At 70.4% G+C, this 22,012-nt stretch carries 18 protein-coding genes and 1 other RNA gene; 7 read left to right on the top strand and 12 right to left on the bottom strand.

Annotated features, from left to right (window positions below; genetic code table 11):
* Positions 1-48: 48 nt before the first annotated feature.
* The 3 genes from ABT158_RS00545 to ABT158_RS00535 form a co-directional block, all read right to left on the bottom strand.
* Positions 49-588, bottom strand: a complete 540-nt coding sequence (locus ABT158_RS00545; RefSeq protein WP_352349358.1) for an OmpA family protein — start codon at positions 586-588, stop codon at positions 49-51.
* On the bottom strand, positions 572-1,138 hold the full coding sequence (locus ABT158_RS00540) for a hypothetical protein (protein WP_352349356.1): 567 nt from the start codon (positions 1,136-1,138) through the stop codon (positions 572-574). Before ABT158_RS00540 ends, ABT158_RS00545 begins: the two co-directional genes overlap by 17 nt.
* Before the next feature lie 83 nt (positions 1,139-1,221).
* Positions 1,222-2,190, bottom strand: a complete 969-nt coding sequence (locus ABT158_RS00535; RefSeq protein ID WP_352349354.1) for a GlxA family transcriptional regulator — start codon at positions 2,188-2,190, stop codon at positions 1,222-1,224.
* 99 nt (positions 2,191-2,289) lie between these two features.
* On the opposite strand from ABT158_RS00535, the gene ABT158_RS00530 reads away from it, so the two are divergent.
* The 3 genes from ABT158_RS00530 to ABT158_RS00520 are packed head-to-tail and all read left to right on the top strand — an operon-like array spanning position 2,290 to position 4,624.
* Entirely contained in the window at positions 2,290-2,715 is a 426-nt protein-coding gene (locus tag ABT158_RS00530) for a hypothetical protein (RefSeq protein WP_352349352.1), read from the top strand.
* Between the two features lie 47 nt (positions 2,716-2,762).
* Positions 2,763-3,224 (top strand): SRPBCC family protein, encoded by a 462-nt coding sequence (locus ABT158_RS00525; protein WP_352349350.1) that lies wholly within the window; start codon positions 2,763-2,765, stop codon positions 3,222-3,224.
* A gap of 29 nt (positions 3,225-3,253) precedes the next feature.
* Positions 3,254-4,624 (top strand): hypothetical protein, encoded by a 1,371-nt coding sequence (locus ABT158_RS00520; protein ID WP_352349348.1) that lies wholly within the window; start codon positions 3,254-3,256, stop codon positions 4,622-4,624.
* Between the two features lie 79 nt (positions 4,625-4,703).
* Here the strand turns inward: ABT158_RS00520 and ssrA are convergent.
* From ssrA to prfB, 6 genes are all read right to left on the bottom strand, one after another.
* Positions 4,704-5,088: a transfer-messenger RNA gene (gene ssrA / locus ABT158_RS00515) on the bottom strand.
* A gap of 304 nt (positions 5,089-5,392) precedes the next feature.
* Positions 5,393-7,258 (bottom strand): penicillin-binding transpeptidase domain-containing protein, encoded by a 1,866-nt coding sequence (locus ABT158_RS00510; RefSeq protein ID WP_352349346.1) that lies wholly within the window; start codon positions 7,256-7,258, stop codon positions 5,393-5,395.
* Positions 7,259-7,278: 20 nt separating this feature from the next.
* Entirely contained in the window at positions 7,279-7,746 is a 468-nt protein-coding gene (gene smpB, locus ABT158_RS00505; RefSeq protein WP_352349344.1) for an SsrA-binding protein SmpB, read from the bottom strand.
* 23 nt (positions 7,747-7,769) lie between these two features.
* Positions 7,770-8,678 (bottom strand): permease-like cell division protein FtsX, encoded by a 909-nt coding sequence (gene ftsX / locus ABT158_RS00500; RefSeq protein ID WP_352321716.1) that lies wholly within the window; start codon positions 8,676-8,678, stop codon positions 7,770-7,772.
* Positions 8,679-8,698: 20 nt separating this feature from the next.
* On the bottom strand, positions 8,699-9,388 hold the full coding sequence (gene ftsE / locus ABT158_RS00495) for a cell division ATP-binding protein FtsE (RefSeq protein WP_020541427.1): 690 nt from the start codon (positions 9,386-9,388) through the stop codon (positions 8,699-8,701).
* 379 nt (positions 9,389-9,767) lie between these two features.
* Positions 9,768-10,883 carry a peptide chain release factor 2 gene (prfB, locus tag ABT158_RS00490; RefSeq protein ID WP_352349341.1) on the bottom strand — a complete coding sequence of 372 codons (1,116 nt, stop codon included), beginning with the start codon at positions 10,881-10,883 and terminating at the stop codon, positions 9,768-9,770.
* Positions 10,884-10,930: 47 nt separating this feature from the next.
* On the opposite strand from prfB, the gene ABT158_RS00485 reads away from it, so the two are divergent.
* On the top strand, positions 10,931-11,962 hold the full coding sequence (locus ABT158_RS00485) for a DUF8094 domain-containing protein (RefSeq protein ID WP_352349339.1): 1,032 nt from the start codon (positions 10,931-10,933) through the stop codon (positions 11,960-11,962).
* A 19-nt stretch (positions 11,963-11,981) separates the two neighbouring features.
* Here the strand turns inward: ABT158_RS00485 and ABT158_RS00480 are convergent, their stop codons facing one another.
* The 3 genes from ABT158_RS00480 to ABT158_RS00470 all read right to left on the bottom strand — a co-directional run bounded on the left by ABT158_RS00480 (position 11,982) and on the right by ABT158_RS00470 (position 17,860).
* Positions 11,982-16,850 carry an NAD-glutamate dehydrogenase gene (locus ABT158_RS00480; RefSeq protein WP_352349337.1) on the bottom strand — a complete coding sequence of 1,623 codons (4,869 nt, stop codon included), beginning with the start codon at positions 16,848-16,850 and terminating at the stop codon, positions 11,982-11,984.
* 258 nt (positions 16,851-17,108) lie between these two features.
* Entirely contained in the window at positions 17,109-17,306 is a 198-nt protein-coding gene (locus ABT158_RS00475; RefSeq protein ID WP_352349335.1) for a zf-HC2 domain-containing protein, read from the bottom strand.
* Positions 17,306-17,860 (bottom strand): sigma-70 family RNA polymerase sigma factor, encoded by a 555-nt coding sequence (locus ABT158_RS00470; protein WP_352321706.1) that lies wholly within the window; start codon positions 17,858-17,860, stop codon positions 17,306-17,308. The genes ABT158_RS00475 and ABT158_RS00470 overlap by 1 nt, the downstream gene beginning before the upstream one ends.
* 141 nt (positions 17,861-18,001) lie before the next feature.
* On the opposite strand from ABT158_RS00470, the gene ABT158_RS00465 reads away from it, so the two are divergent.
* From ABT158_RS00465 to ABT158_RS00455, 3 genes are read left to right on the top strand one after another with little or no spacing between them, the layout of a single operon-like run.
* Positions 18,002-19,465, top strand: a complete 1,464-nt coding sequence (locus ABT158_RS00465; protein WP_352349333.1) for a DUF1996 domain-containing protein — start codon at positions 18,002-18,004, stop codon at positions 19,463-19,465.
* Positions 19,466-19,520: 55 nt separating this feature from the next.
* Positions 19,521-20,348 (top strand): ferric reductase-like transmembrane domain-containing protein, encoded by an 828-nt coding sequence (locus ABT158_RS00460; RefSeq protein WP_352349331.1) that lies wholly within the window; start codon positions 19,521-19,523, stop codon positions 20,346-20,348.
* 31 nt (positions 20,349-20,379) lie between these two features.
* Complete coding sequence (locus ABT158_RS00455) at positions 20,380-21,987, top strand: NADH-ubiquinone oxidoreductase-F iron-sulfur binding region domain-containing protein (protein ID WP_352349329.1); 1,608 nt, start codon at positions 20,380-20,382, stop codon at positions 21,985-21,987.
* Positions 21,988-22,012 lie beyond the last annotated feature (25 nt).

Raw genomic sequence — 22,012 nt, 5'->3', positions numbered from 1 at the left:
GGCCGCCGCGTCACCGCCGGGCCGGCGTGACCCTGCCGGGCCGATCCCTCACTGCCGGGCCGTGAAGACGATCTCCACGCGCCGGTTCTTCGCCCGGTTCCGCTCCACCGGCTTGCCCTCGACCAGGTTGGGCAGCTTGGGCCGCGTCTCGCCGTATCCGGCCGCCTGGAGGGTCACGTTCCCGCCGCCGAGCAGGCTCTCCAGGGCCGTGCGCACGGCCTGCGCCCGCCGCCGCGACAACGACAGGTTGTACGCGTCGCTCCCCTGGTCGTCCGTGTGCCCCTCGATCCTGACGACGCCGCCCGCGCCCTCCGCCTCGACCTTCGCGGCCACGTCCGCCAGCCGTTTCCTGGCCTTGGGCGTGAGCCGCCACTTGTCCAGCGCGAACAGCACGTCGCTGGTCAGCGCGACCGTCACCTCGCGGCCCTGCCTGGTCTCGCTCTGCGCGCCGTCCATGGACTCGACCTCGCCGACGATGTCCTCGACCGGCAGCACCAGGTCCTCCACCGGCCCGGCGGCGTCGGACGGGACCGGGGCAGGCGTGGGCGTCAGCACGAGGGCCAGCGCGAGGCTAAGAGAGCGGAACATCGGTGAGCACGCCCAGCATCGGCATCTCGACGTTGACCTTGGTGACCTCCGGCGGCGGGGCGGCGAAGACCGCGTACAGCGTGCTGGACTCCCCCGCCTCCAGGAACTGGCCCTGCGTGCCGGAGCACACGCAGGTGGCGTCGGCGGCGGTGCCGTTGCGGGCGACGCGGTAACGCTTGGCGTTCACCGGGTCGATCAGGGAGACGTTGGAGACCGTGTAGTCGAAGCCGCCGCCGCCCAGGCCGTTGTGCACGTTGATCTTGCCCTCGATGGCGGTGATCGTCCAGTTGAGGGTGACGGTCTTCCCCTGGCGCAGCAGGGCGGTGATCTCGACGCGGGCCTTGCCGTACTCGTCGCCGGAGCCGACCTTGGCCTCACGACTGGCGATGACCACGTCCGCCTGCGGCGGCGCCGTCTGCGCGGGTGTCTGCTGCGGCGCGGGGGCGGTGGTGGTCACGTCCTTGGCGGCGGTCTGCGGCTGCCCGCCGGGCGACATGCCACACCCGGACAGGACGACGGCCGCCCCGACGAGCACGATCGTCTTTCGCATCTGCTGATCACCTTAATGCTCAGAAAAGGATCAAGTCAGACACACTAGCCCGGATTGCCCATTTCGGGCGGGACAAACGGCGATCAGCCGGTCGCGGACGACTGGGTCAGCCGGTAGCGGGAGGGCGGGATGCCGTACCGGTCCACGAACGCCTGGCGCAGCGTCTCGGCCGTCCCGAACCCGCAGCGTGCGGCGATCGCGGACATGGGCAACAAGGTCGAGGCCAGCAGCTGAGCCGCCCCCTCGGTACGGGCCCGCCGCACGAACCGGCCCGGCGTCTGCCCCAGATGCCTGAGGAACAGCCGGGTGAGATGGCGTTCGCTGACGCCCGCCGCGGCGGCCAGCGTGGCCGCGGTGAGGTCGGCGGCCAGGTTCGCGCTGATGTGCTCGACGATCCGCCTGACCAGGCCGTCGGCGGGCGCCGGAGGGCTGACGAACATGCTCATCTGGGCCTGGTTGCCCGGCCGTTGCAGGTAGGTGACCATGCCGCGGGCCACCGTCCTGGCCAGTTCGGCGCCGTTGTCCTCCTCGACCAGGGCGAGCGTCAGGTCGAGCGCGGCGGTGACCCCCGCGGACGTGGCCACCTCGCCGTCGCGGACGAAGATCGGGGCCGGGTCCACTGTGACGCGCGGGTAGCGGGCGGCCATGTCGGCCGCCTCCCGCCAGTGGGTGGTGGCGCGCCTGCCGTCGAGCAGGCCGGCGGCGGCCAGCACGTACGCGCCGGTGCACACCGACGCGACCCGCCTGCTCTCCCGCGCCAGCCTGCGGACATGGCCGACGACCAGCGGGTTCGCCGCGGCGTCCACGTGGCCGGTGCCGCCGGAGACGATGAGCGTGTCGAGCGGCCCGGTGATCCGCTCCAGCGTGAGCTGGGCCTGCAGCACGAGCGCGCCGGCGGTGGTCACCGGGTGACCGCCGGGGGTGGCCAGCCGTACCTGGTAGTACGGTGAGGCGCCGTGCCAGTTCGCGTTCTCCAGCGTCGAGCTGACGCACGCGATGTCGAGCAGCTCGGCCGCCTCGTAGGCGACGACCACGACCCGCCGGTACTCCATGGCACGACTGTAGGTCCACAAGACCAAGAACCCAAGTTTCCGGACATGTATGGATTCGCCCCCTCGTCCCCGTCCCCCCGCCCGGCCACAGTCGGAGCCATGACACCGACGCCCCCTGCACCCGCGACCCCCTCTGCGGCCGGACGCCGCTGGTCGAAGTTCGCCCTCCACTACGTGGAGATGATCGTCGCCATGTTCGTCGGCATGTTCGCGCTCGGCGCCCTCCAGTCGGCCGTCGGCCTCTCCGTCTCCCACGACGAGTCGCCGGAGCTCGCGTACCTGATCATGGCCGTCGACATGTCGGTGGGCATGGCCGTGTGGATGCGCTTCCGCGGCCACCGCTGGCCGGCGACGCTGGAGATGTGCGCGGCGATGTTCGTCCCGATCGTGCCGCTCTATCCGCTGCTCTGGCTCGGCGTCATCGACGGCGGCGTCCTGATGCTCGTCGCGCACGTCGCCATGTTCCCGCTCATGCTGGCCGCCATGTTCCGGCGCCTGGACGAGTACGCCGGCTGCGCCCACTAGCCCGGCCCCCTCGGCCCCGCGCCCACGGGGATCCCTAAGATGCCGCCATGGCACGTTTCGAGACCGTGACCCTGGTCTTCGCTCCCCCCGACGTGCTCTTCGACACGTCGCTGTCGGTCGAGACCCACACCGCGTCCATGGCCGGCTCGTCGGAACGTGCCGTCGCGGGCGTCACCACGGGCCTGCTCGGCCTCGGCGACCAGGTCACCTGGCAGGCCCGGCACTTCGGCCGCACCTGGCGGCTGACCTCCACGATCAGCGCCTGGGAACGGCCCGCGTACTTCGTGGACGAGCAGGTGTCCGGGCCGTTCCGCCACTGGCGGCACGAACACCGCTTCGAGGCGGCTCCGCACGCGGGCGCCACCCTCATGACCGACGTCGTCGACTTCGCCGCCCCCGCCGGCCCCCTGGGCCGCCTGGCCGAGCTGCTGGTCCTGCGCCGCCACATGACCCACCTCATCAACATGCGCAACCAGCACATCAAGACGATCGTCGAACCGTCCCGTTGACCGAACCCGCGCCGCCCGGCGATCGTCAAATGCAGCGGCAAAACCTGACGGACATCGGGACCGACCGTCCACCCGGCGGGGTCGCGTCGAAGCCGCTGCTGGTCCTGGCCCAGCTCGTCGCCGCCTGGGCGGCCGGATCGGTCTTCCTGCCGACGGCGTGGCTGGTGCTGCTGGCCGTGCTGTTCGCCGGCGACGAGGCGGTGCTCCTGGCCGCCGCCGCAGTGGGCGTGGCGGCCCTGCTCGGCTACCTGGTCATCGTGATCAGGGCCACCCGCGGCGTGTCCGTCCTCGGCGCGACGCGCGGCGGCCGGCTCCTGTGGGCGCTGCTGGTGCTGGGCCTGGGAAGCGCCGGCTGGGCCCTCGGCTGGGCGGTGATCGACGTCGCCGGCCTCGGGGTGAGCCGCGACATGCTCCTGGCGGCCGTGCTCGGCGGCGTTCCGTACGCCCTGGTGGCCGGGACGCTGCTGCGCGGGTGGCGCTGCAGCGGGGTCGCGCTCGGGCTGAGCGTGGCGCTCCTGGGGGCGGGCGTGGCCGTGCTGCGCCAGGAGCCGCCGGACGACCTGGAGGCACGCCTGGCGGCGGGCGACCTCCACCGGGAGAGCGCGTACGTGGTCGCCGTCCCCGGCTACCGGCCCGACGACCGGGACTACGGCGGCGGGCTGGGCGGCTCCGGCTTCACTCCGGCGGACCCGGCCGCCGTCCCGCCCGACCGGTACGTCAGGATCGTCGCCCACGACCGGCTCCTGCCGGGCGCCGCCGTGTGCGGCCAGCCCACCGCGCAGGACGCCGACCTGCCGACCGGATCCTGCACGGCCGAGCCCGGCGGCCTGGTGCACCGGCAGGGCGCGGTCGAGCACGGCTACCAGGTGCGGGTGGGCCGCCGGTACGTCACGGTGGTGGGCAGCACCGCCGTCCCCCGCGACCTGCTCCGGTCGGCCGCCCGGAGCCTGCGCCCGGCCACCGCCCGCGAACTGGGCGTCCAGGAACAGACCGGCGACTACTACGCGGCGCGCGTCCCGGGCTACACCCCCCAGCTCATGGGCATCCCGCCGGGCCAGGTCTACACGCCCGCCGACCACACCGGCAACGGCGGCCAGAGCGTCCACATCACGTTGTCCGTGAGCCAGGCCGACGACGACTTCTGTCATCTCGCCCGCAAGTGCACCCCGGCCGGCTCCGGCCTCACCTACGTCCGCCGCGAGGACACGCACGGTTACGCGGTGCGTCGCGGCACGGTGACCGTCCAGGTGCTCGGCGGCCTGCGGGTGGACGCGGAGCCGCTGCGCCAGGCCGCGCTCGACGCCCGCCCCGCCACCGACGACGAGCTGCGCCGCCTCCTGCCCCCGTCGGAGCCGCGCACCGCCCTCGACCGCCTCCGCCACTGGCTGCGCACGTTCTGAGAACCTCGGACGCGCACGCCCCTGGACAGCGAAAAGCCTCCGACCCGCCGAGTAATCGGCAGGTCGGAGGCTCTTGATCACGTGGAGGTGGCGGGAATCGAACCCGCGTCCTTCAACCCCAAGTCAGGGCTTCTCCGGGCGCAGCCTGCTGTGCTTTTCTCAGCCCCGGCGATCACGCAGGCGAGTCGCCGACGGGCTCAGCCACTGTTTGATTTCCCGATCTCCCCCGTGGCCGGGTCGATCGGTTGAGCCTTCTAACGATGCCAGACACCGGGCCGAAGGCGCTCCCGGGCTGACAGAGGTTTCGCTACTTAGGCAGCGAGGGCCAGGGAACCCTGGCCGACCTCAGTGCGCTTGGAATTGGCACTTATTGTTTTGCGGTCACAGGATTAACGAGGTTATGTCCGCAGTCCTCGGCCCGCTTCACCTGGCTTGCAAGATCGAAGTCGAAGCCAGTCACCCCCTGTGCAGTTGTCAACACGCCTCACGCTGATCATCACGCAGAGACGAGCAACACTGAATCTACAGGGGACAACGCCCCCAACGCCAACTTAATTCCAGCATGGCGAAACCCCCGGGAGCGTGGCACAGCAGCACGCGCTCCCGGGGGCCGACCGGCAGGGTCGAGCCGGTCCGGACGGCAGGACTTCCCCCGAGATGAAGTCCTGATCTCATCACGGCGACTGAGTCCGCAACCCCCCGAGCGGGCCCAGTCATTAAGTAAGACGCAGTCACGGCCACGGAAGGTTGCTCGCCGTCACAAGATTTTCACGCAGGGTCACGAAGGCCTGAGAAGAAGCTGCCCGCGACGGCCGCCGCGTCGTAGTTCTTGGCCAGGACGGCGATCGCCACGTCTCCCTGCCAGCCGACGAACCAGGTCATGGGCTTGTCCTGGGTGCCCGCCGTCGCGCGCACGCCGTAGACCCTGCCCCGGCCCGCCTGGGCGGGGCTGCCGATCGCCCCGGCGCGCATCATCGCGGTCAGCGCGGTGCGCACCTTCGGATCCATCGGGACGGCGTCCGGCTGCTTGGCCGGGACGACCTCCGCCGCCGGATCGGGCGACGTGGGCGAGGTCACGAGCACCGGCGGCCGCCAGGTGCCCGACCCCACGGCCGCCGCGACCAGCGCCATCGACAGCGGGCTGACCTCGACGGTCTGGCCCGCGATGGCCCTGGCCTTGTCGGCGTCGCTGGACAGTTCGGGCATCGCCCCGCTGAACGACTTCAGCGGCAGCCGCCACGGCTGGCCGATGCCGAACGCCTTGGCGCTCGCGGCCAGGCCGCCGGCGCTGGCCCGGCGGGCCAGCGAGGCCAGCGCGGTCACGCAGCCCTTGGCGAAGTTGTCCTGGAACGTGGCCGACGACGTGACCCCGGCGGCCTGGCTGGTGTGCACGAACTTGGCGCCGCCCACCGTGCGCTCGGCCGGGCAGGCCAGCCGCTGCTTGGTGCTGACGCCGCTCTTGATCAGCGCGTCGGCCGCCACGATCGAGAAGGCCGTGCCCGCGGGGAACCTGCCCGCCAGCGCGTCCTTCTCCTGGTTGAGCCCGCTGGTGCCGACCGCGAGGATCTGGCCGGTGTCGCGCTGCACGGCCACCAGCGCGCTGGTGGCCGTCTCGGCCACCGCCCGCTCGGCCGCCGCCTGGGCGCGGCTGTCGATCGTGGTCTTGACCGAGACGTTCTGACGCCCCGGCCACTCCTGCAGCTTGGCCACCTGCCGGCCGGTCTTGAGATCGAGGGTGATCACCTTGGTCTCGGTGGAGCCGGTCAGATAGTCCTGGTACGCCTGCTGCAGGCCGCTCTGGCCGATCGAGTCGCCGGCCCGCTGGGGGCCGCCGAGCTTCTGCTCGTCCTCGGGGGTGAGCGCGCTGACCTTGCCGACGATCTGCTTGGGGGCGGCCGGGTCGATGGGCTGCGGCTGCGGGTCGGTCTGGATGCCGGAGATGCCGGCCAGCTCCGACTTCATCGACAGGTAACGCGAGCGCCCGAACGTGACCAGCGGCACGAACTTGTCGGGCGGCGAGGACCTGATCCGGCTCAGCAGCCGGTCCTGGGCGTAGCCGGTGATCTTCGACAGCTTGGCCACGACGCCCTCGGCCCGGTCGCCCAGCGCGGACGGCACCACGCCCACGACGTAGACGTAGAGCTCGTTCTGCAGGGGGTCGTCGGCCCGGTCGACCACCGGCTGGCGCGGCTTGGGGTTGGTCTCGACCGCGAACCGCTGGCCCTCCTTGAGCTGCGGATGCAGCACCGACGGCGACCAGCGCACCTTCCAGCTGCCGTCGACCAGGTGCAGCGGCAGCGAGCCGTCGTACGCCCAGAGCGGGGTGTTCTCCCCCAGGTCGACCTCGGCGCGGAAGTCGGCCTTGGACTCCTCGCCGTTCACGCTCACGCTCTTGATCTTGAAGCGGAACGAGGCCGCGTCGAGCTCCAGCTTGGCGTTGGCCAGGGCCTTGCCCACCTTGGCGGGGTCGCCGTCGGTGCGGCCCGCGGCCAGGGCGTAGTCCTCGGACTGCCAGCCCACGAGGAAGTCGCGCACCGCGTCGTGCGGCGAGGACTCCTCGAAGCAGCCGGTCAGCGTCATGCTCGCGACCGCCAGGGTGACGGTCGCGGCAAGGGTGCGGCGCGCGCGTGTCATCGGTTAGAGTGCCGCCGCTCTCATCGGTTGCGGTGCCGCAGGGCCCGCGCCATCTCCCGCTTGGCCTGCTGCTCGGCCAGCGACTGCCGCTTGTCCCAGTCCTTCTTGCCCCGGGCGACGGCGATCTCGACCTTGGCCCGGCCGTCCTGGAAGTACAGGAGCGTGGGGATGATCGTGAGGCCGCCCTCCTTGGTGATGGCGGCCAGCTTCTCGATCTCCTTGCGGTGCAGCAGCAACTTGCGCTTGCGGCGGGCGGCGTGGTTGGTCCACGTGCCCTGCGTGTACTCGGGGATGTGCACGTTGAGCAGCCACGCTTCGCCGCCGTCGATGCTGGCGTAGCCGTCGACGAGCGAGGCGCGGCCCTCGCGGAGCGACTTCACCTCCGTGCCCTGGAGCACGAGCCCCGCCTCGAAGGTGTCCTCAAGGTGGTAGTCGTGCCGGGCCCGCTTGTTCTGGGCGATGACCTTCCGCCCGGTCTCACGTGGCATGCTTCGACCTTACCGGCGATTCCTCACACCCTGAGGTATCGGCGGAGCGTCACGAACGAGGCCAGCACACAGATCACGACGCCGATGGCCATGGTGAGCGTGATGGTCTGGGCCACCGCGTCCCAGCCGAGCTGGGCCATGCCGCTGCCGAAGTAGCCGGCGATCTCCTCGAACAGCAGGACCTTCGTCACGATCAGGATGATGGCCGCGAAGACGCCGCCGATCAGACCGGCGATCACGCCTTCCATGACGAACGGCAGCTGGATGTAGAGGTTCGAGGCGCCCACCAGGCGCATGATCCCCGTCTCCCGGCGCCGGTTGAACGCCGACAACCGCACCGTGTTGCCGATCAGCAGCGCCGCGGCCAGCACCAGCACGATGGCGACGGCCAGCGCGTAGAAGGACAGCTTGTCGAGCAGGTCGAAGAACTTGCCGATGAGCTGCTTGTGGTCCATCACCTGGGACACGCCCGGCTGGCCCTTCACGGCGTCGATCACCGGCTGGTAGTTGTCGGGGTCGACCAGCTTCACGCGGAACGACTGCGGCATGTCCTCGACCCTGGTGGCCTGGACGAGCGTCGGGCTGGCCTGGTAGGCCGTCTTGAAGTTCTCGTACGCCGTGCTCTGGTCCTCGTAGAAGACCTCCTTGACGCCCTGGAGGCTCTCAAGACGGGTCTTCAACGCCTTCGTCTGGGCCGGCGTGACGGCCTTGCCGTTGCACTCGGGGATCGCGGTGCCCTTGGTGCACAGGAAGACCGAGATCTCGACCTTGTCGAACCAGAAGGACTTGAGCATGGAGACCTGGGCGTTGATCATCAGGCCGACGCCCAGCATCGCCATGCCGACTGCCACGGTGATGACGACCGCGATCGTCATGGTCAGGTTGCGACGGAGGCCGATCCAGACCTCGGAGAAGATGAAGTTCGCCCGCATGTTGTGTCTGCCGCTCCCTGTCAGTACGCCTGGCCGTACACGCCACGCGACTGGTCACGGACGATCTTCCCGTCCTCCAGCTCGACGACGCGTTTGCGCATGGAGTCCACGATGGCCGCGTCGTGCGTGGCCATGACGACCGTGGTGCCAGTTCGGTTGATGCGGTCGAGCACCTTCATGATGCCGATGCTCGTCGCGGGGTCGATGTTGCCCGTGGGCTCGTCGGCCAGCAGGATCATCGGCCGGTTGACGAACGCGCGGGCCATGGCGACCCGCTGCTGCTCGCCGCCGGACAGCTCGTCGGGCATGCGATGGGCCTTGCCCTCCAGGCCGACCAGCTCGATGACCTCGGGCACGACCTTGCGGATGAACCGCCGGGGCTTGCCGATCACCTCTAGGGCGAACGCCACGTTCTCGTAGACGTTCTTGTTCGGGAGCAACCTGAAGTCCTGGAAGACGCAGCCGATGCGGCGGCGCAGGTGAGGCACCTTGAAGTTGGAGAGGCGGGCCAGATCCTTGCCGGCGACGTGAATCGCCCCGGAGTTGGGCCGCTCCTCCTTCAGGACCAGACGCAGGAACGTGGACTTGCCTGACCCCGAAGGGCCGACGAGGAACACGAACTCGCCCTTGTCCACGTCGACGGAGACGTGGTCGAGAGCGGGCCGGTTCTGGTTCGCGTAGACCTTGGTGACATTATCGAAATGGATCACGAGAGCATCACGGCATGCCAGTCTAGGGGTCAGGACGGAAGCGAGGGTGGCACATGCCCATTTCCCGCCGCCGGCCGATCGGGGGCGCCTTCTTTACTGATGATCGACGTTCCGATTGGCCAGACGACAGTCTAGGGGGAAGACTGGCATGGAACGTCCATAACGGAAACAAAACGATTGTGCGGCTAGACTTGGGGCTGTCATGAGTTGTGAACACCTCGTATGCGCGCAGTGCGCCCACCCCGTGATCGAGGGCCGCTGCCCCCTCTGCCGAGCCAACAGGGAGCGGATGCACAATCACGGCTTCGCCGGACTGTCACCCGCCCTCGTCGTCGTCCTGCTCCTCGTGCTGCTCTTCGCGACGCTGGTGCTCAGGCACCTAGTCGGTGCCTGACTCCGCCCTGCGCATCCAGCGGATCTCCGACTCGATGAACCCGTCGAGGTCGCCGTCGAGCACCGCCGACGGGTTGCCCGCCTCCGTGCCCGTGCGCAGGTCCTTCACGATCTGGTACGGGTGCAGCACGTAGTTGCGGATCTGCGTGCCCCACGACGTGGTGGTCGCGCCACGCAGCTCCGACATCTTCTCCGCCTCCTCCTGCCGCTTGCGCTCCAGCAGCTTGGCCTGGAGCACGTTCATGGCCGAGGCGCGGTTCTGGAGCTGGGAGCGCTCGTTCTGGCAGGAGACCACGATGCCGGTGGGCAGGTGGGTGATGCGCACCGCCGAGTCGGTGGTGTTGACGCCCTGGCCGCCGGGGCCCGAGGACCGGTAGACGTCGATCCGCAGGTCGTCTTCGTTGATGTCGATGTGGTCGGTCTGCTCGACGACCGGCACGATGTCGACGCCCGCGAACGAGGTCTGGCGGCGGCCCTGGTTGTCGAACGGGCTGATGCGGACCAGCCGGTGGGTGCCGTGCTCGCCGCGCAGCGTGCCGTAGGCGTAGGGGGCCTTGATGGTGAACGTGGCCGACTTGATGCCGGCCTCCTCCGCGTAGGAGGTGTCGTAGACCTCGGTGGAGTAGCCCTTGCGCTCGGCCCACCGCAGGTACATGCGCAGCAGCATCTCGGCCCAGTCGGCGGCGTCGACGCCACCTGCCTGGGAGTTGATGGTGACGAGCGCCTCGCGGGCGTCGTACTCGCCCGACAGGAGCGTGCGCACCTCAAGGGCGCCGATGTCGGTCTTGAGTGACTCCAGCTCCTTGTCGGCCTCGAGGCGCGTGTCGTCGTCGCCTTCCTCGGCCGCGAGCTCGTAGAGCACCTTCAGGTCGTCGAGACGGCGTGCGACGCCCTCGACGCGGTTGAGCTCGCCCTGGAGATGGGAGAGCTTGCTCGTGACCTTCTGCGCCTGCTCGGGGTCGTCCCACAGGTCTGGGGCGGCAACCTGCTGCTCCAGCTCCTCGATCTGCTTGCGCATCGCGTCGAGGTCGAGCACGTCCTGGATGCTGCGGAGCGTGTTCGCGAGCTCGTTGATCTCTTCTGCCGGATCGATGCCTGCCACGTCTCCCTAGGGTACGCGACCCTCGCGTGCCCGAATAACATGGCGAGGTGCGTGCATACGGTCGGGGGAAGATGCTGGCGCTCGCCGTCGGCGTGCTGGCCGCGGCGACCGCGTGCACAGGCCCTGCTCAGACGTCCCCGGCGGTGCCCCAGGGAAAGGCGGGCGCCACCGGCGCGGCGAGCCCCTCGCCCAGCGCGCCGCCGCCCGCCGTCACGCGTCAGGAGGCGGCCGAGGCGGTCGCCGAGATCCTGCCCACCGACGACGTGCTGCGCGTGGAGAGCCCCGTGACGGGGCGGCTGTTCCTCGGCACCGACCTGGTCCGCGACGGGCAGCTGGCGCTCACGCAGGCCGCCTTCGAGTCCACCGGCGACCGCCCGCCGCGCTACTCCTGGGGCTCGCCGACCCTCTACGTGCCCAGGTTCGCCCAGGGCGAGCGGGCGCCCTGGTTCAGCGCGCTGGCCACGCGCAACGGGCAGCCGACGCTGCTGACGTTCGCCAAGAGCGGCGACGACTGGCTGCTCAGCTCGGCCGCGCAACTGCTGCCGGGCCAGGAGCTGCCGCGGGTGCGGCTCGACGCCGACGGCTACGCCACCGCCCTGACGCCCGACGACAAGACCGTCACGATCAGCCCCCAGTACATGGGCCCGGTGCACGCCAGCGTGGCCGAGACCGGGGCGGCCGGGATGACGGCGGGCCTGCTCGCCGACGGGCCGTACACGACGGACGTCGCCAAGCAGATCGCCACCGACCGCGAGAAGGCCAAGAAGGACGGGTTCAGCTACGACTCGATCTTCAGCGCCGACAACTGGCCGGTCTACGCGCTGCGCACGGCCGACGGCGGCGCGCTGATCCAGTACTCGCTGTCGCGCAACACCTCGACCCGCACCGTCGCCAACAACACCTACATCATCCCGGTGCCGCCGGAGGCGGGCTGGGCCATCTCGACCTCGTCGGTGCGCCGCAGCCTCAAGCTCACCGAGGTCCACCAGTACGCCACGGCGGTGCCCCCGCTGTCGGCCCCGGCCGCCGCCCGGGTCGTCGCCCACGACGGAGCCCTCACCCGCGCCAGCGGCGAGTGAGGGCCCCTCCGGGCGGTTCCTACGCCTCCGTGTGAGGCAGGTTGCTGGCGGCCACCAGCGTGCGGATCGCGCGCAGGGCCACCGAGAGCGTCGCCAGGTCGAAGTGGTCGCTCTCCCAGATCTCCGACAGCGTCTGGCGGGCGCGTCCCACGGCGGCCGCGTTGCCGTCGGTCCACCGGGCCAGCCGCTCCTCGGGCGGCAGGCCGGACGTGCTGTGGGCCAGCACGTCGCGGGTCAGCGAGGCGTGCGCGGCGTACAGGTCGTCGCGCAGCGCCGAGCGGGCGATGGAGTTCCACCGGTTGTCCCTGGGCAGGGCGACGACGCGTTCGCGCAGGCGGGCCAGCTGCAGGCGGTCGGCCAGGTCGAAGTAGACCTCCGCCACCTCGTTCACCGGACGGCCCGTCAGGGACGCCACCTCGACCAGGTCCAGGGTCGAGTACGCGGGCACCATCGCGGCCACCCGCTCGGCCAGCTCCTGCGGCACCCCGCGGGCCACGAAGGAGTCGCGGCGCTCCTCGTAGGCGGCCAGGTCGGGCCCGGTGAGCAGCTTGGGGATGTGCGCGGACAGCCCGTTGACGCCCTTGAGGAAGAAGCCGACCGACCCGGCCAGGTCGAGCGGCGGACGCCGGTTGACCAGCAGCCAGCGGGTGCCGCGCTCGACCAGCTTGCGGCCCTCCAGCAGCATGGCGATCTGGGTGGCGGTGTCGACCTCGTTGTCCAGGGCCTCCACGGCCCGGTAGAAGCTCGGCAGGTCGAAGACCTCCCGCGCCACCAGGTACGCCCGCACGATGTCCGACGTGGAGGCGCCGGTCTCCTCCGCGAAGCGGAACATGAACGTGGTGCCCATGGCGTTGACCAGCTCGTTCACCACGCAGGTCGTGATGATCTCGCGCCGCAGCGGATGGGCGTCCATGTACGTCCGGAACCGCTCGCGCAGGTCCGACGGGAAGTACGACACCAGCCAGGAGGCCAGGTACGGGTCGTCGGGCAGCTCGGAGCCCAGCACCTCGGCGTCGGCCACCAGCTTGGTGTAGGCCAGCAGGACCGAGAACTCCGGCGCGGTCAGCCCGAGCCTGGCCTGCCGCCGCTCGGCCAGCGTCTTGTCCGAGGGCAGGAACTCCAGCTCCCGGTTGACCAGCCCGTCGCGTTCGAGCTTGCGCAGGTAGCGGGCGTGGATGTGGAGCATGTCGACCGCCTGGGCGCGGGTCGCGTCGAGCACCACGTTCTGGGCGTGGTTGTCGCGCAGCACCAGGTCGGCGACCTCGTCGGTCATCGACGTGAAGACCTGGTTGCGCTGCTTGTCGGTCAGCTCGCCGTCGCGCACGACCTGGTCGAGCAGGATCTTGATGTTCACCTCGTGGTCGGAGGTGTCCACGCCGGCCGAGTTGTCGATGAAGTCGGTGTTGACCAGGCCGCCGTTCAGGGCGAACTCGATGCGGGCGAGCTGGGTGAAGCCCAGGTTGCCGCCCTCGCCGATGACCTTGCAGCGCAGGTCGCCGGCGTCCACCCGGAGCATGTCGTTGGCCTTGTCGCCGACGTCGGCGTGGGACTCCGAGCCGGCCTTGACGTAGGTGCCGATGCCGCCGTTCCACAGCAGGTCGACGGGGGCCCGCAGGATGGCGCTGATCAGGTCGTTGGGGGCCAGCGAGCTGACGCCCGCCTCGATGCCCAGCGCCTCGCGCATCTGCGGGGTGATCTGGATCGACTTGGCCGTACGCGGGAACACGCCGCCGCCGGCGGAGATCAGCGAGGGGTCGTAGTCGTCCCAGGAGCTGCGCGGCAGGTCGAACAGGCGCTGCCGCTCGGCGAACGAGCGGGCCGCGTCGGGCGACGGGTCGATGAAGACGTGCCGGTGGTCGAAGGCGGCCACCAGCCGGATGTGCTGGGAGAGCAGCATGCCGTTGCCGAACACGTCGCCGGACATGTCGCCGATGCCGGCCACGGTGAAGTCGGTGGTCTGCACGTCCACGCCCATGGTGCGGAAGTGGTACTTGACCGACTCCCAGGCGCCGCGGGCGGTGATGCCCATGGCCTTGTGGTCGTAGCCGACCGAGCCGCCGGAGGCGAAGGCGTCGCCGAGCCAGAAGCCGTACTCCTTGGCCACGCTGTTGGCGATGTCGGAGAAGGTGGCGGTGCCCTTGTCGGCGGCGACGACGAGGTAGGTGTCGTCGCCGTCGTGCCTGACCACGTCCGGGGGCGGCACGACCTTGCCGTCGACCAGGTTGTCGGTGATGTCCAGCAGGCCGGAGATGAACATCCGGTAGCAGGCCACGCCCTCGGCCAGCACGTCCTCGCGGGTGCCGGAGGCGGGCGGCTGCTTCACCACGAACCCGCCCTTGGACCCGGTGGGCACGATGACGGTGTTCTTCACCATCTGCGCCTTGACCAGGCCGAGGATCTCCGTCCTGAAGTCCTCCATGCGGTCGGACCAGCGCAGGCCGCCGCGGGCGACCTTGCCGAAGCGCAGGTGCACGCCCTCGACGCGGGGCGAGTACACGAAGATCTCGTACTTCGGCCGCGGCAGCGGCAGCACGCTGATCGCCTGCGGGTCGACCTTCAGCGAGATGTACGGCTTGCGCTGCCCGTCGACCGTCTGGAAGTAGTTGGTGCGCAGGGTCGCCTGGATCATCTCCAGGTAGGCCCGCAGGATGCGGTCCTCGTCGAGGGAGGCCACCTCGTCGAGGGCGCCCAGGATCTCCTCGTTGAGCGCGTCCACGAGGTCGACCCGCACGTCGTCGCCGCGCCTCGGGTCGAGCTTGGCCTCGAACAGGCGGACCAGCAGCCGGGCCAGCCGCACGTTGCCCAGCAGCACGCGTTCCATGTAGAGCTGCGAGAACGTGCTGCCGGCCTGCCGCAGGTACTTGGCGTAGACCCGCAGGATCTCGACCTGCTCCCAGGTCAGGCCCGCCCGCAGGATGAGGGCGTTGAAGTTGTCGGCCTGGACGCGGCCCTGCCACAGGGCGCTCAGTCCGTCCTGGAAGAGCCGCTTGAAGTCGTTCCTGTCCACCTCGCCGGAGGGGGTGTAGCGCAGGCCGAAGTCGTAGATCCAGGCGTTCTTGGTGCTCGCGTCGCCGTCGCGGTCGATCTCGTACGGCCGCTCGTCCACGACCTCGACGCCGAGCCGCTGGATCAGGGGCAGCGCCTCCGACAGGGAGATCGGCGAGCCTACCTTGTAGATCTTCAGCCGCCGCTCGCCCTCGGAGGCGTCGTACGGCTCGTAGAGGTTGATCGCCACCTCCTCGCCGTCGGCGACCAGCTGCTCCAGGCGGCGCAGGTCGACCACGGCGACCTTGGGCGGGAAGTCGGCCTTGTACCCCTCGGGGAAGGCGGAGACGTACCTCCTGGCCAGCCCGGGGGCCTCCTCCTCGGAGGTCATCTCGTCGAGGGCGGTGGCCAGGTCGTCCTCCCAGGAGCGGGTGAGCGCGGCCAGGCGCGCCTCCAGCTCCTCCACGTCGACGCTCGGCGCGGGGAGCTGCTTGCCGCGCTCGCCGCGCACGACCACGTGCAGCCGGGCCAGCACGGACTCGCCGATCATCGCGCTGTAGTCGAGCGACCGGCCGCCGAGCGCCTTGAGCAGCACCTCCTGCATCTTCAGCCGCACCTTGGTGGTGTAGCGGTCGCGGGGCAAGTAGATCAGGCAGGAGATGTACCGGCCGTAGTCGTCGCGCCGCAGGAACAGCTTGACCTGCTTGCGCTCGCGCAGCCGCAGCACGCCGAGCGCGATCGGCAGGAGCTGGGCGACCGAGGTCTGGAACAGCTCGTCGCGCGGGAACGTCTCCAGGATCTCGATCAGGTCCTTGCCGTCGTGGCTGTCGGGCGCGTGGCCGGCGGCGTTGAGCACCTCGGCCAGCTTGCGCCGCAGCACGGGGATCCTGGAGATCGACTCGTTGTAGGCCACGTGCGTGAACAGGCCCAGGAAACGGCGCTCCCCGATCACCTCGCCCTCGGGCGAGAACAGCTTGACCCCGATGTAGTCGAGGTAGGTCGCGCGGTGGACGGTGGCCCGGCTGTTGGCCTTGGTGATGATCACGAGCTGCTTCTCGCGGGCCTTGGCGCGCACCTCCGCGGGCAGCGCGGAGAAGCTGTCGGAGCCCACCTTGTCGTCGCGCAGGATGCCGAGCGCGGCCCCGGGCAGGGCCTTCAGCATCTCGCCCTGGTCGGTGTGCTCCAGCCGGTACTCGCGGTAGCCGAGGAACGTGAAGTGCCCGTCGGCGAGCCAGCGCAGCAGGTCGAGGCTGTCCTCGACCTCGGCGGGCTCCAGCGGCGGCGGGTTCATGCTCAGGTCTTCGGCCGTCTGGACGGCCAGGGCCCGCATCTTCCTGAAGTCCTCGACCGCGTACCGCACGTCGGCGAGCACCCGCTGCAGGTCGGCCTCGACGCGCCTGAGCACCGCGGGGTCGGCCTGACGGTCGATCTCGATGTGGATCCACGACTCGACCAGCATCTGGCCGGTGACGTCCTCCTGGCCGCGGCCGAGCAGCCGGCCCGTCATGTCGCGGCGCACCCGCATCTGGGGGTGGACCACGAGGTGGGTGCCGATGTCCTGCCGGTCGAGCTCCATGGTGACCGAGTCGACGAGGAACGGCATGTCGTCGGTGACCACCTCGACGACCGAGTGCCCCGGGTCCCAGCCGTTCTCCTCCAGTGTGGGGGTGTAGGCGCGGACCACGGCCCGGCCCTGGGGGCGTACCTCGGCGAGCTGCCGCTGGGACATCGCCGGGCCGTACACGTCGACGGGGTTGCGGTCGAGCAGGTCCTCGGGTGCGACATGGCGGTAGTAGAACCGCAGGAAGGAGAGGGCCTCCTCCGCGCTCATGTGCTCGCTGCCGACCGCGCAACTTTCCGCGGCTCTTTGCAGCAGCTCATCCTTGGCCTCGTCGAGCGGCATTTCGCTCTCACTCCTTTGTGAGGGTTTGCCATGGCTGTTCATAGCCAGGCTCTTAGTTCCCATAGCGAGGGGAAGTAGTGCAGACGGGTACGTCCGGGGAGATGGGCGACAGCGGGTCGCCTTCCTCGCCGGACCGCCGGCGCGGGGGGAACGGGCGCATCACCGTCGATGCCCACCGAACACCTCCCCCTGACCGCCCGGCCCTGATTCCGGGCGTGTGCCTCGCCGTACCGATATCACCCGAAAAGGGCATAGACGTCAACGTGACATCGACATGGGGGGATCGTCGCCGGAGGCCGAGGGGGCGGTCTTGAGATCGTCGAGCCGGTCGGGAAGCTCGGCCAGCTCCATGAGCTCGGCCTGGCACCGCTCGCACGCGTCGAGGTGGCGTTCGAACGCCTCGTGCTCCTCCTCGTCGAGGACGCCGAGGACGTAGGCGGCCACCCCGTCGTGCATCAGCCGGCTACCCCCTTGTCACGCAGCTGTTCGCGGAGAGCCCGGATGCCGTAGTAGAGCCGGGACTTCACCGTGCCCGGCGGAATCCCCAGAATCTCCGCCGCTTCACTTATCGTACGGTCTCGGAGGTAGGTCTGCTCAATGACTTCTCGGTGTTCGGCGGACAGGCTGCGCAGCGCGTCCGCGACGACGATCGCCGACAGCGCGCGCTCGGAGCCGTCCGGCACCGACATCTGGTCGACTTCGGGCGGCTCGACCTCGTGAGGCCGGGCGCTCTTCCGTCGGCGTCCGTCGATGACGATGCGGCGGGCCACTGTCAGCAGCCACGCCCATAAAAGGCTCGGTTCCCATTGCAGTCTTGCCGAGTTTCGCCAGGCCCTGACCAGCGTCTCCTGGACGACGTCCTCGGCCCATTGCAGATCGTTTCCGGTCGATTTGCGTACGTGGCGCAGCAGAGGGCCGCCGAACTCCTGGTAGAGCACCGCGATGCGATGTTCCGCCTCGGCATCCGCACTCTCGAACCTGCCGTCGAGGTGACCTAGCACGGGGCACATCTTTACACCTTCGTTATCGGTCCGGCAGCCACTCCGATAACTCCAGTTATTTCTAACTATCTCCGGTCATGGGTGAACCTGATGGTGTAAGCCCGCGTACCTCCCACCATGCAACGGCTGACAACCATGAGAACCGGGCGCATGGCCGCGGCCATGACCGCTCTTGCCGTGGCGGCGGGCGGCCTGGTGTCCGCCGCCGTCATCGGCGTGGCCCCGGCGCGGGCCGACCACTGCGACCCGGCCCAGGCGAGCCAGGACGCCCCCCGCCGCCAGCGCGACCGCGCCCCCGACCAGCAGGCCCCGGACGAGCAGGCGCCGGACCAGCAAGTGCCTGACGAGCAGGCGCCCGACCAGCAGGCCCCAGAACGGCAAAGGCCCGACCAGCAGGTCCCGGACCAGCAGGTCCCGGATCAGCAGGCGCCGGACCGGCAGGGGCAGGGCGGGGATCAGCAGGTGCAGGGCAGCGGGATCGTGCTGCGCGACCCGGCGCAGTCGCCCGAGCCGGACGACTCCGGCGACGCCCTGTTCCGCCGCAACCGCTCCCCCCGCACCCCCACGGCCGCGCCCCAGGACCCCCAAGATCCGCAGGACCCCCAAGACCCCCAGAACCCCCAGGACCCGCAGGACCCCCAGAACCCTCAGAACCCGCAGGACCCCGGTGACCAGTCGCAGGACCGGCGTGGCCGGCCGACCCGGACCGCCTCCCCCTCCCCGACGGCCTCCCAGGACGACGACTGCAAGGACCTCGGCCCGTTCGTCACCGACTTCGTGGACATCCGCCAGGTCCAGCCCCTGCGGCTCGACGCCGGCATCGGCAGGAACGGCTCACGCGGCACATTCGTCGCACAATGCGGCACCAATCGCAATGGTCACAACAACCCCGACAATTTCATCGTGGCCCCCGGCGTGAGCAACGGCGCCCATCACCTCCACGATTACGTCGGCAACCTGTCCACGGACGGCTTCTCCACCGACGAGAGTTTGGCCGCCGCCGGAACCACCTGCCGCCTAGGGGATAAATCCACTTACTTCTGGCCAGTTCTGCGCGACCGCAAAGTGGACGCGAACACCCAGGACCCCGACGGCAACGTGGGCCGGGTGATCCGTGCCGGCACGGTGAGCCTGCAGTTCCGGGGCAACGCGACCTCCAGGGTCGTCGCGATGCCGAGGTTCCTGCGCCTGATCACCGGCGACGCCAAGGCAGGCACGAACGGCGCCGCGAACGCCCGCGCCCGCTGGAGCTGCACAGGATTCACAAATCGCATAAGTCCCGATAAATATCCGCTTTGCCCGCGCGGAAGTCAGGTTCTTCGTATTCTGGATTTCCCCAGCTGCTGGGACGGTCAGAACACCGACAGCGCCAATCACCGCACGCACGTGGTCTTCCCCGGGCAGAACGGCGCTTGTCCGCAAGGCACCACGGCGATTCCGCAACTGCGCATGCTCCTCGCCTACACAGTTCCACAGGGTCCGTCGTTCGCCGTGGACGCGTTCCCTGAACAGAAGCACAACCCGGTCACCGACCACGCGGACTTCGCCAACGTCATGCCCGAACGGCTGATGCAGTTCGTCGTCTCGTGCATCAACCGGGGTCGCCGCTGCTGACACGTCCCCATCAGCCTTCCGAGTCGTACCCTCACCCGACCTTGGAGGGAAATAGATGCTCCACAGACGACACCCCCGGCACGCCCCCACCAAGCTGGACACCAGGAACGTCCGGCTGGGGGCGAGCGCCTCGTTGACGGCCGTCCTGTTGTCGGTGTTCGCGCTGGCCAGGACAGAACGCGGCGTCGCGCTGCTCGGCCGCGGAGTGAGTTTCCTAGAGTTCTACGCGGGCGTGTTCGCCCTGGTGCTGCTGACCGCGACGGTCGCGCTCGGCCTGGTCACCACCGAACGCGTGTTCCTGTCCCCGCCCAACCGGGTCAGGGCCCAGCTCGCGCACCGCGCCACCGCCCTCATCGGGCTCGCCTACCTGGTCACGCACATCGTCCTCATGATCAGCCTGGGACACGCGCCGCCGGGCGCGGCGGTCGTGCCGGTCGCCGGGATCTACGTGGGGTTCGGCGCGCTCGCCTTCGACCTGATGGTCGTGGCGGTGGCCACGGGGATGCTCCGTGGCCGCTTCGCCGTGCGGGGCACGCCGTGGTTGTGGCGGCTGCTGCACTCGGCCGCCTACCTGGCCTGGCCCATCGCGATCATGCACGGGCTGACGGCGGGCCGGTCGCCAGCCGGCTGGGTGGCCTGGTCGTACGTGGCGTGCCTGGCCGCGGTCGGGTCCGCGCTGATCGTGCGGGTGCTGGCCACGCTGCGCAGGCCGCCCGTCGTACCGGAGAGGGTCGAGGCGCCCGCCGTGACGGCCGGGGTGGCGGCGGACGTGCCCGTCGAGCGGCCGCGGGCGACGGCCGCGGCCACAGCGGCGGCGACGGCGGCGGCCGACGCGCCGGTGAGCCTGGCCGACGCGCGGCGCAGGTACCGGGAGGCCGGATGAGCCCGCGCGGCGCGACCTCGGGGAGCCGGTCGTGATCCCGCACCGGGTGCCGCGCGTGCTGCGGATGGGCCCGGCGCGGCTGACCGCCGGGCTCGACCACTGCCGGCGGCTCGACCTGCCCGCGCACCGGACGCTGCACGGCGAGCCGCGGCCGCGCGAGCTGGCCGAGCTCATCTCCATGGTGAACGAGGTCGACATGCGCGGACGGGGCGGCGCCGCCTTCCCGTTCGCCCGCAAGCTGCGGGCCGTGGCCGACGCGGCGGGCACGGGCGAGAGCGTGGTGCTGGTCAACGGCGCCGAGGGCGAGCCGGCCAGCTCCAAGGACGCCATGCTGCTCACCCGCACCCCCCACCTCGTGCTGGACGGCGCCATCCTGGCGGCGGAGGCGCTGGGCGCCCGCGAGGTGGTGGTGGCCACGGTCGAGGGCGAGGTGGCCGAGTCGTCCGTGGCGGCGGCCGTGGCCGAACGCCGGGCCGCGAACGTGTCGGGCGGTTCGGAGAGCCGCATCCCGATCCGGGTGGTCGGGCTGGCGGAGAGGTTCATCAGCGGGGAGGGCGGTGCGCTCGTCCGCGGCGTGAACGGCGAGGAGGCCATCCCGCCGGGAAGGAAGCGGCGGGCCGCGACGAGCGGCGTGGACGGGCTGCCGACCCTGCTGTCCAACACCGAGACCTTTGCCCAGTTCGCGCTGCTGGCCGAGTACGGCCCCCACAAGTACGCCGAGGTGGGCACCAGCAAGGAGCCCGGCACGATCCTGCTCACGGTGAGCGGCGGCGCGGCCAACGGCGCGGTGATCGAGGCGCCGACCGGCGTCCTGCTGGCCGACGTGCTCGCGTTGTGCGAGGCCGAGGCCGGGGACGGTGTGCTGGTCGGCGGCTACCACGGCGCGTGGCTGTCGGCCGAGGTGGCCGGGTCGGCGGTGATCTCGCGGGAGGGCATGAAGCTGGCCGGCGCCACGCTGGGCGCGGGGATCGTCGTGCCGCTCGGTGACGCCACCTGCCCGCTGGGCGAGGCGGCCAGGGTGGCCTCGTACCTGGCCGCCGAGTCGGCCGGGCAGTGCGGACCCTGCCGTCTGGGGTTGCCCGACGTGGCGCGTGCCCTGTGCGCGATCGCCGAGGGCACGGGCTCCGTGGACGCCGTGCGCCGGTGCGTGCGGGCCGTCGAGCGGCGTGGCGCGTGCTTCCATCCCGACGGCACGGCCAAGTTCGTGCTGTCGGCGCTGGACGCGTTCGAGAGCGAGATCGCGCTGCACCTGGAGCACGGCTCGTGCGGCCGGCCGGTGCGCGGCGTGCTGCCGATGCCCGAGCCGGAGGTGGAGCCCGAGTACCGGCTGGAGGTGGACTGGACCCGCTGCCAGGGGCACGGCCTGTGCGCGCACCTGCTGCCGGAGTTCGTGGACCTGGACGACTACGGGTTCCCGTCGTTCCGGAACGTGCCGGGGTGGATGGTCAAGGACGCGCGGCGGGCGGTCGAGATGTGCCCGGCGCTGGCCCTGCGGATCGTCCAGACGAGCGGGGAGGCGCCGAAGCCGCCCACGTCGCCGCTGCGGCTGGTCAAGGACGGCGTGCTGCGGAAGGCTCCCGGGCTGACGCGGGTGGCGGCCAGTACCAACATTTTCGGATTTGGCGGGACAGCGGGGTGATGTCGGTAGTGATGTAGTTGTGACG

Origin of the sequence: Nonomuraea sp. NPDC001636, assembly GCF_040298265.1 — a bacterium.
Lineage (GTDB): Bacteria > Actinomycetota > Actinomycetes > Streptosporangiales > Streptosporangiaceae > Nonomuraea.
The sequence above is the reverse complement of the archived record's forward strand: the minus strand, read 5'-3'. Positions and strand labels throughout refer to the sequence as shown.

Excerpts from the sequence above, each read along its gene's own strand:
- ABT158_RS00545 (WP_352349358.1), bottom strand. The coding sequence starts at position 588 with ATGTTCCGCTCTCTTAGCCTCGCGCTGGCCCTCGTGCTGACGCCCACG.
- ABT158_RS00540 (WP_352349356.1), bottom strand. The coding sequence starts at position 1,138 with ATGCGAAAGACGATCGTGCTCGTCGGGGCGGCCGTCGTCCTGTCCGGG.
- ABT158_RS00535 (WP_352349354.1), bottom strand. The coding sequence starts at position 2,190 with ATGGAGTACCGGCGGGTCGTGGTCGTCGCCTACGAGGCGGCCGAGCTG.
- ABT158_RS00530 (WP_352349352.1), top strand. The coding sequence starts at position 2,290 with ATGACACCGACGCCCCCTGCACCCGCGACCCCCTCTGCGGCCGGACGC.
- ABT158_RS00525 (WP_352349350.1), top strand. The coding sequence starts at position 2,763 with ATGGCACGTTTCGAGACCGTGACCCTGGTCTTCGCTCCCCCCGACGTG.
- ABT158_RS00520 (WP_352349348.1), top strand. The coding sequence starts at position 3,254 with ATGCAGCGGCAAAACCTGACGGACATCGGGACCGACCGTCCACCCGGC.
- ABT158_RS00510 (WP_352349346.1), bottom strand. The coding sequence starts at position 7,258 with ATGACACGCGCGCGCCGCACCCTTGCCGCGACCGTCACCCTGGCGGTC.
- smpB (WP_352349344.1), bottom strand. The coding sequence starts at position 7,746 with ATGCCACGTGAGACCGGGCGGAAGGTCATCGCCCAGAACAAGCGGGCC.
- ftsX (WP_352321716.1), bottom strand. The coding sequence starts at position 8,678 with ATGCGGGCGAACTTCATCTTCTCCGAGGTCTGGATCGGCCTCCGTCGC.
- ABT158_RS00480 (WP_352349337.1), bottom strand. The coding sequence starts at position 16,850 with ATGCCGCTCGACGAGGCCAAGGATGAGCTGCTGCAAAGAGCCGCGGAA.
- ABT158_RS00475 (WP_352349335.1), bottom strand. The coding sequence starts at position 17,306 with ATGCACGACGGGGTGGCCGCCTACGTCCTCGGCGTCCTCGACGAGGAG.
- ABT158_RS00470 (WP_352321706.1), bottom strand. The coding sequence starts at position 17,860 with ATGTGCCCCGTGCTAGGTCACCTCGACGGCAGGTTCGAGAGTGCGGAT.
- ABT158_RS00465 (WP_352349333.1), top strand. The coding sequence starts at position 18,002 with ATGGCCGCGGCCATGACCGCTCTTGCCGTGGCGGCGGGCGGCCTGGTG.
- ABT158_RS00460 (WP_352349331.1), top strand. The coding sequence starts at position 19,521 with ATGCTCCACAGACGACACCCCCGGCACGCCCCCACCAAGCTGGACACC.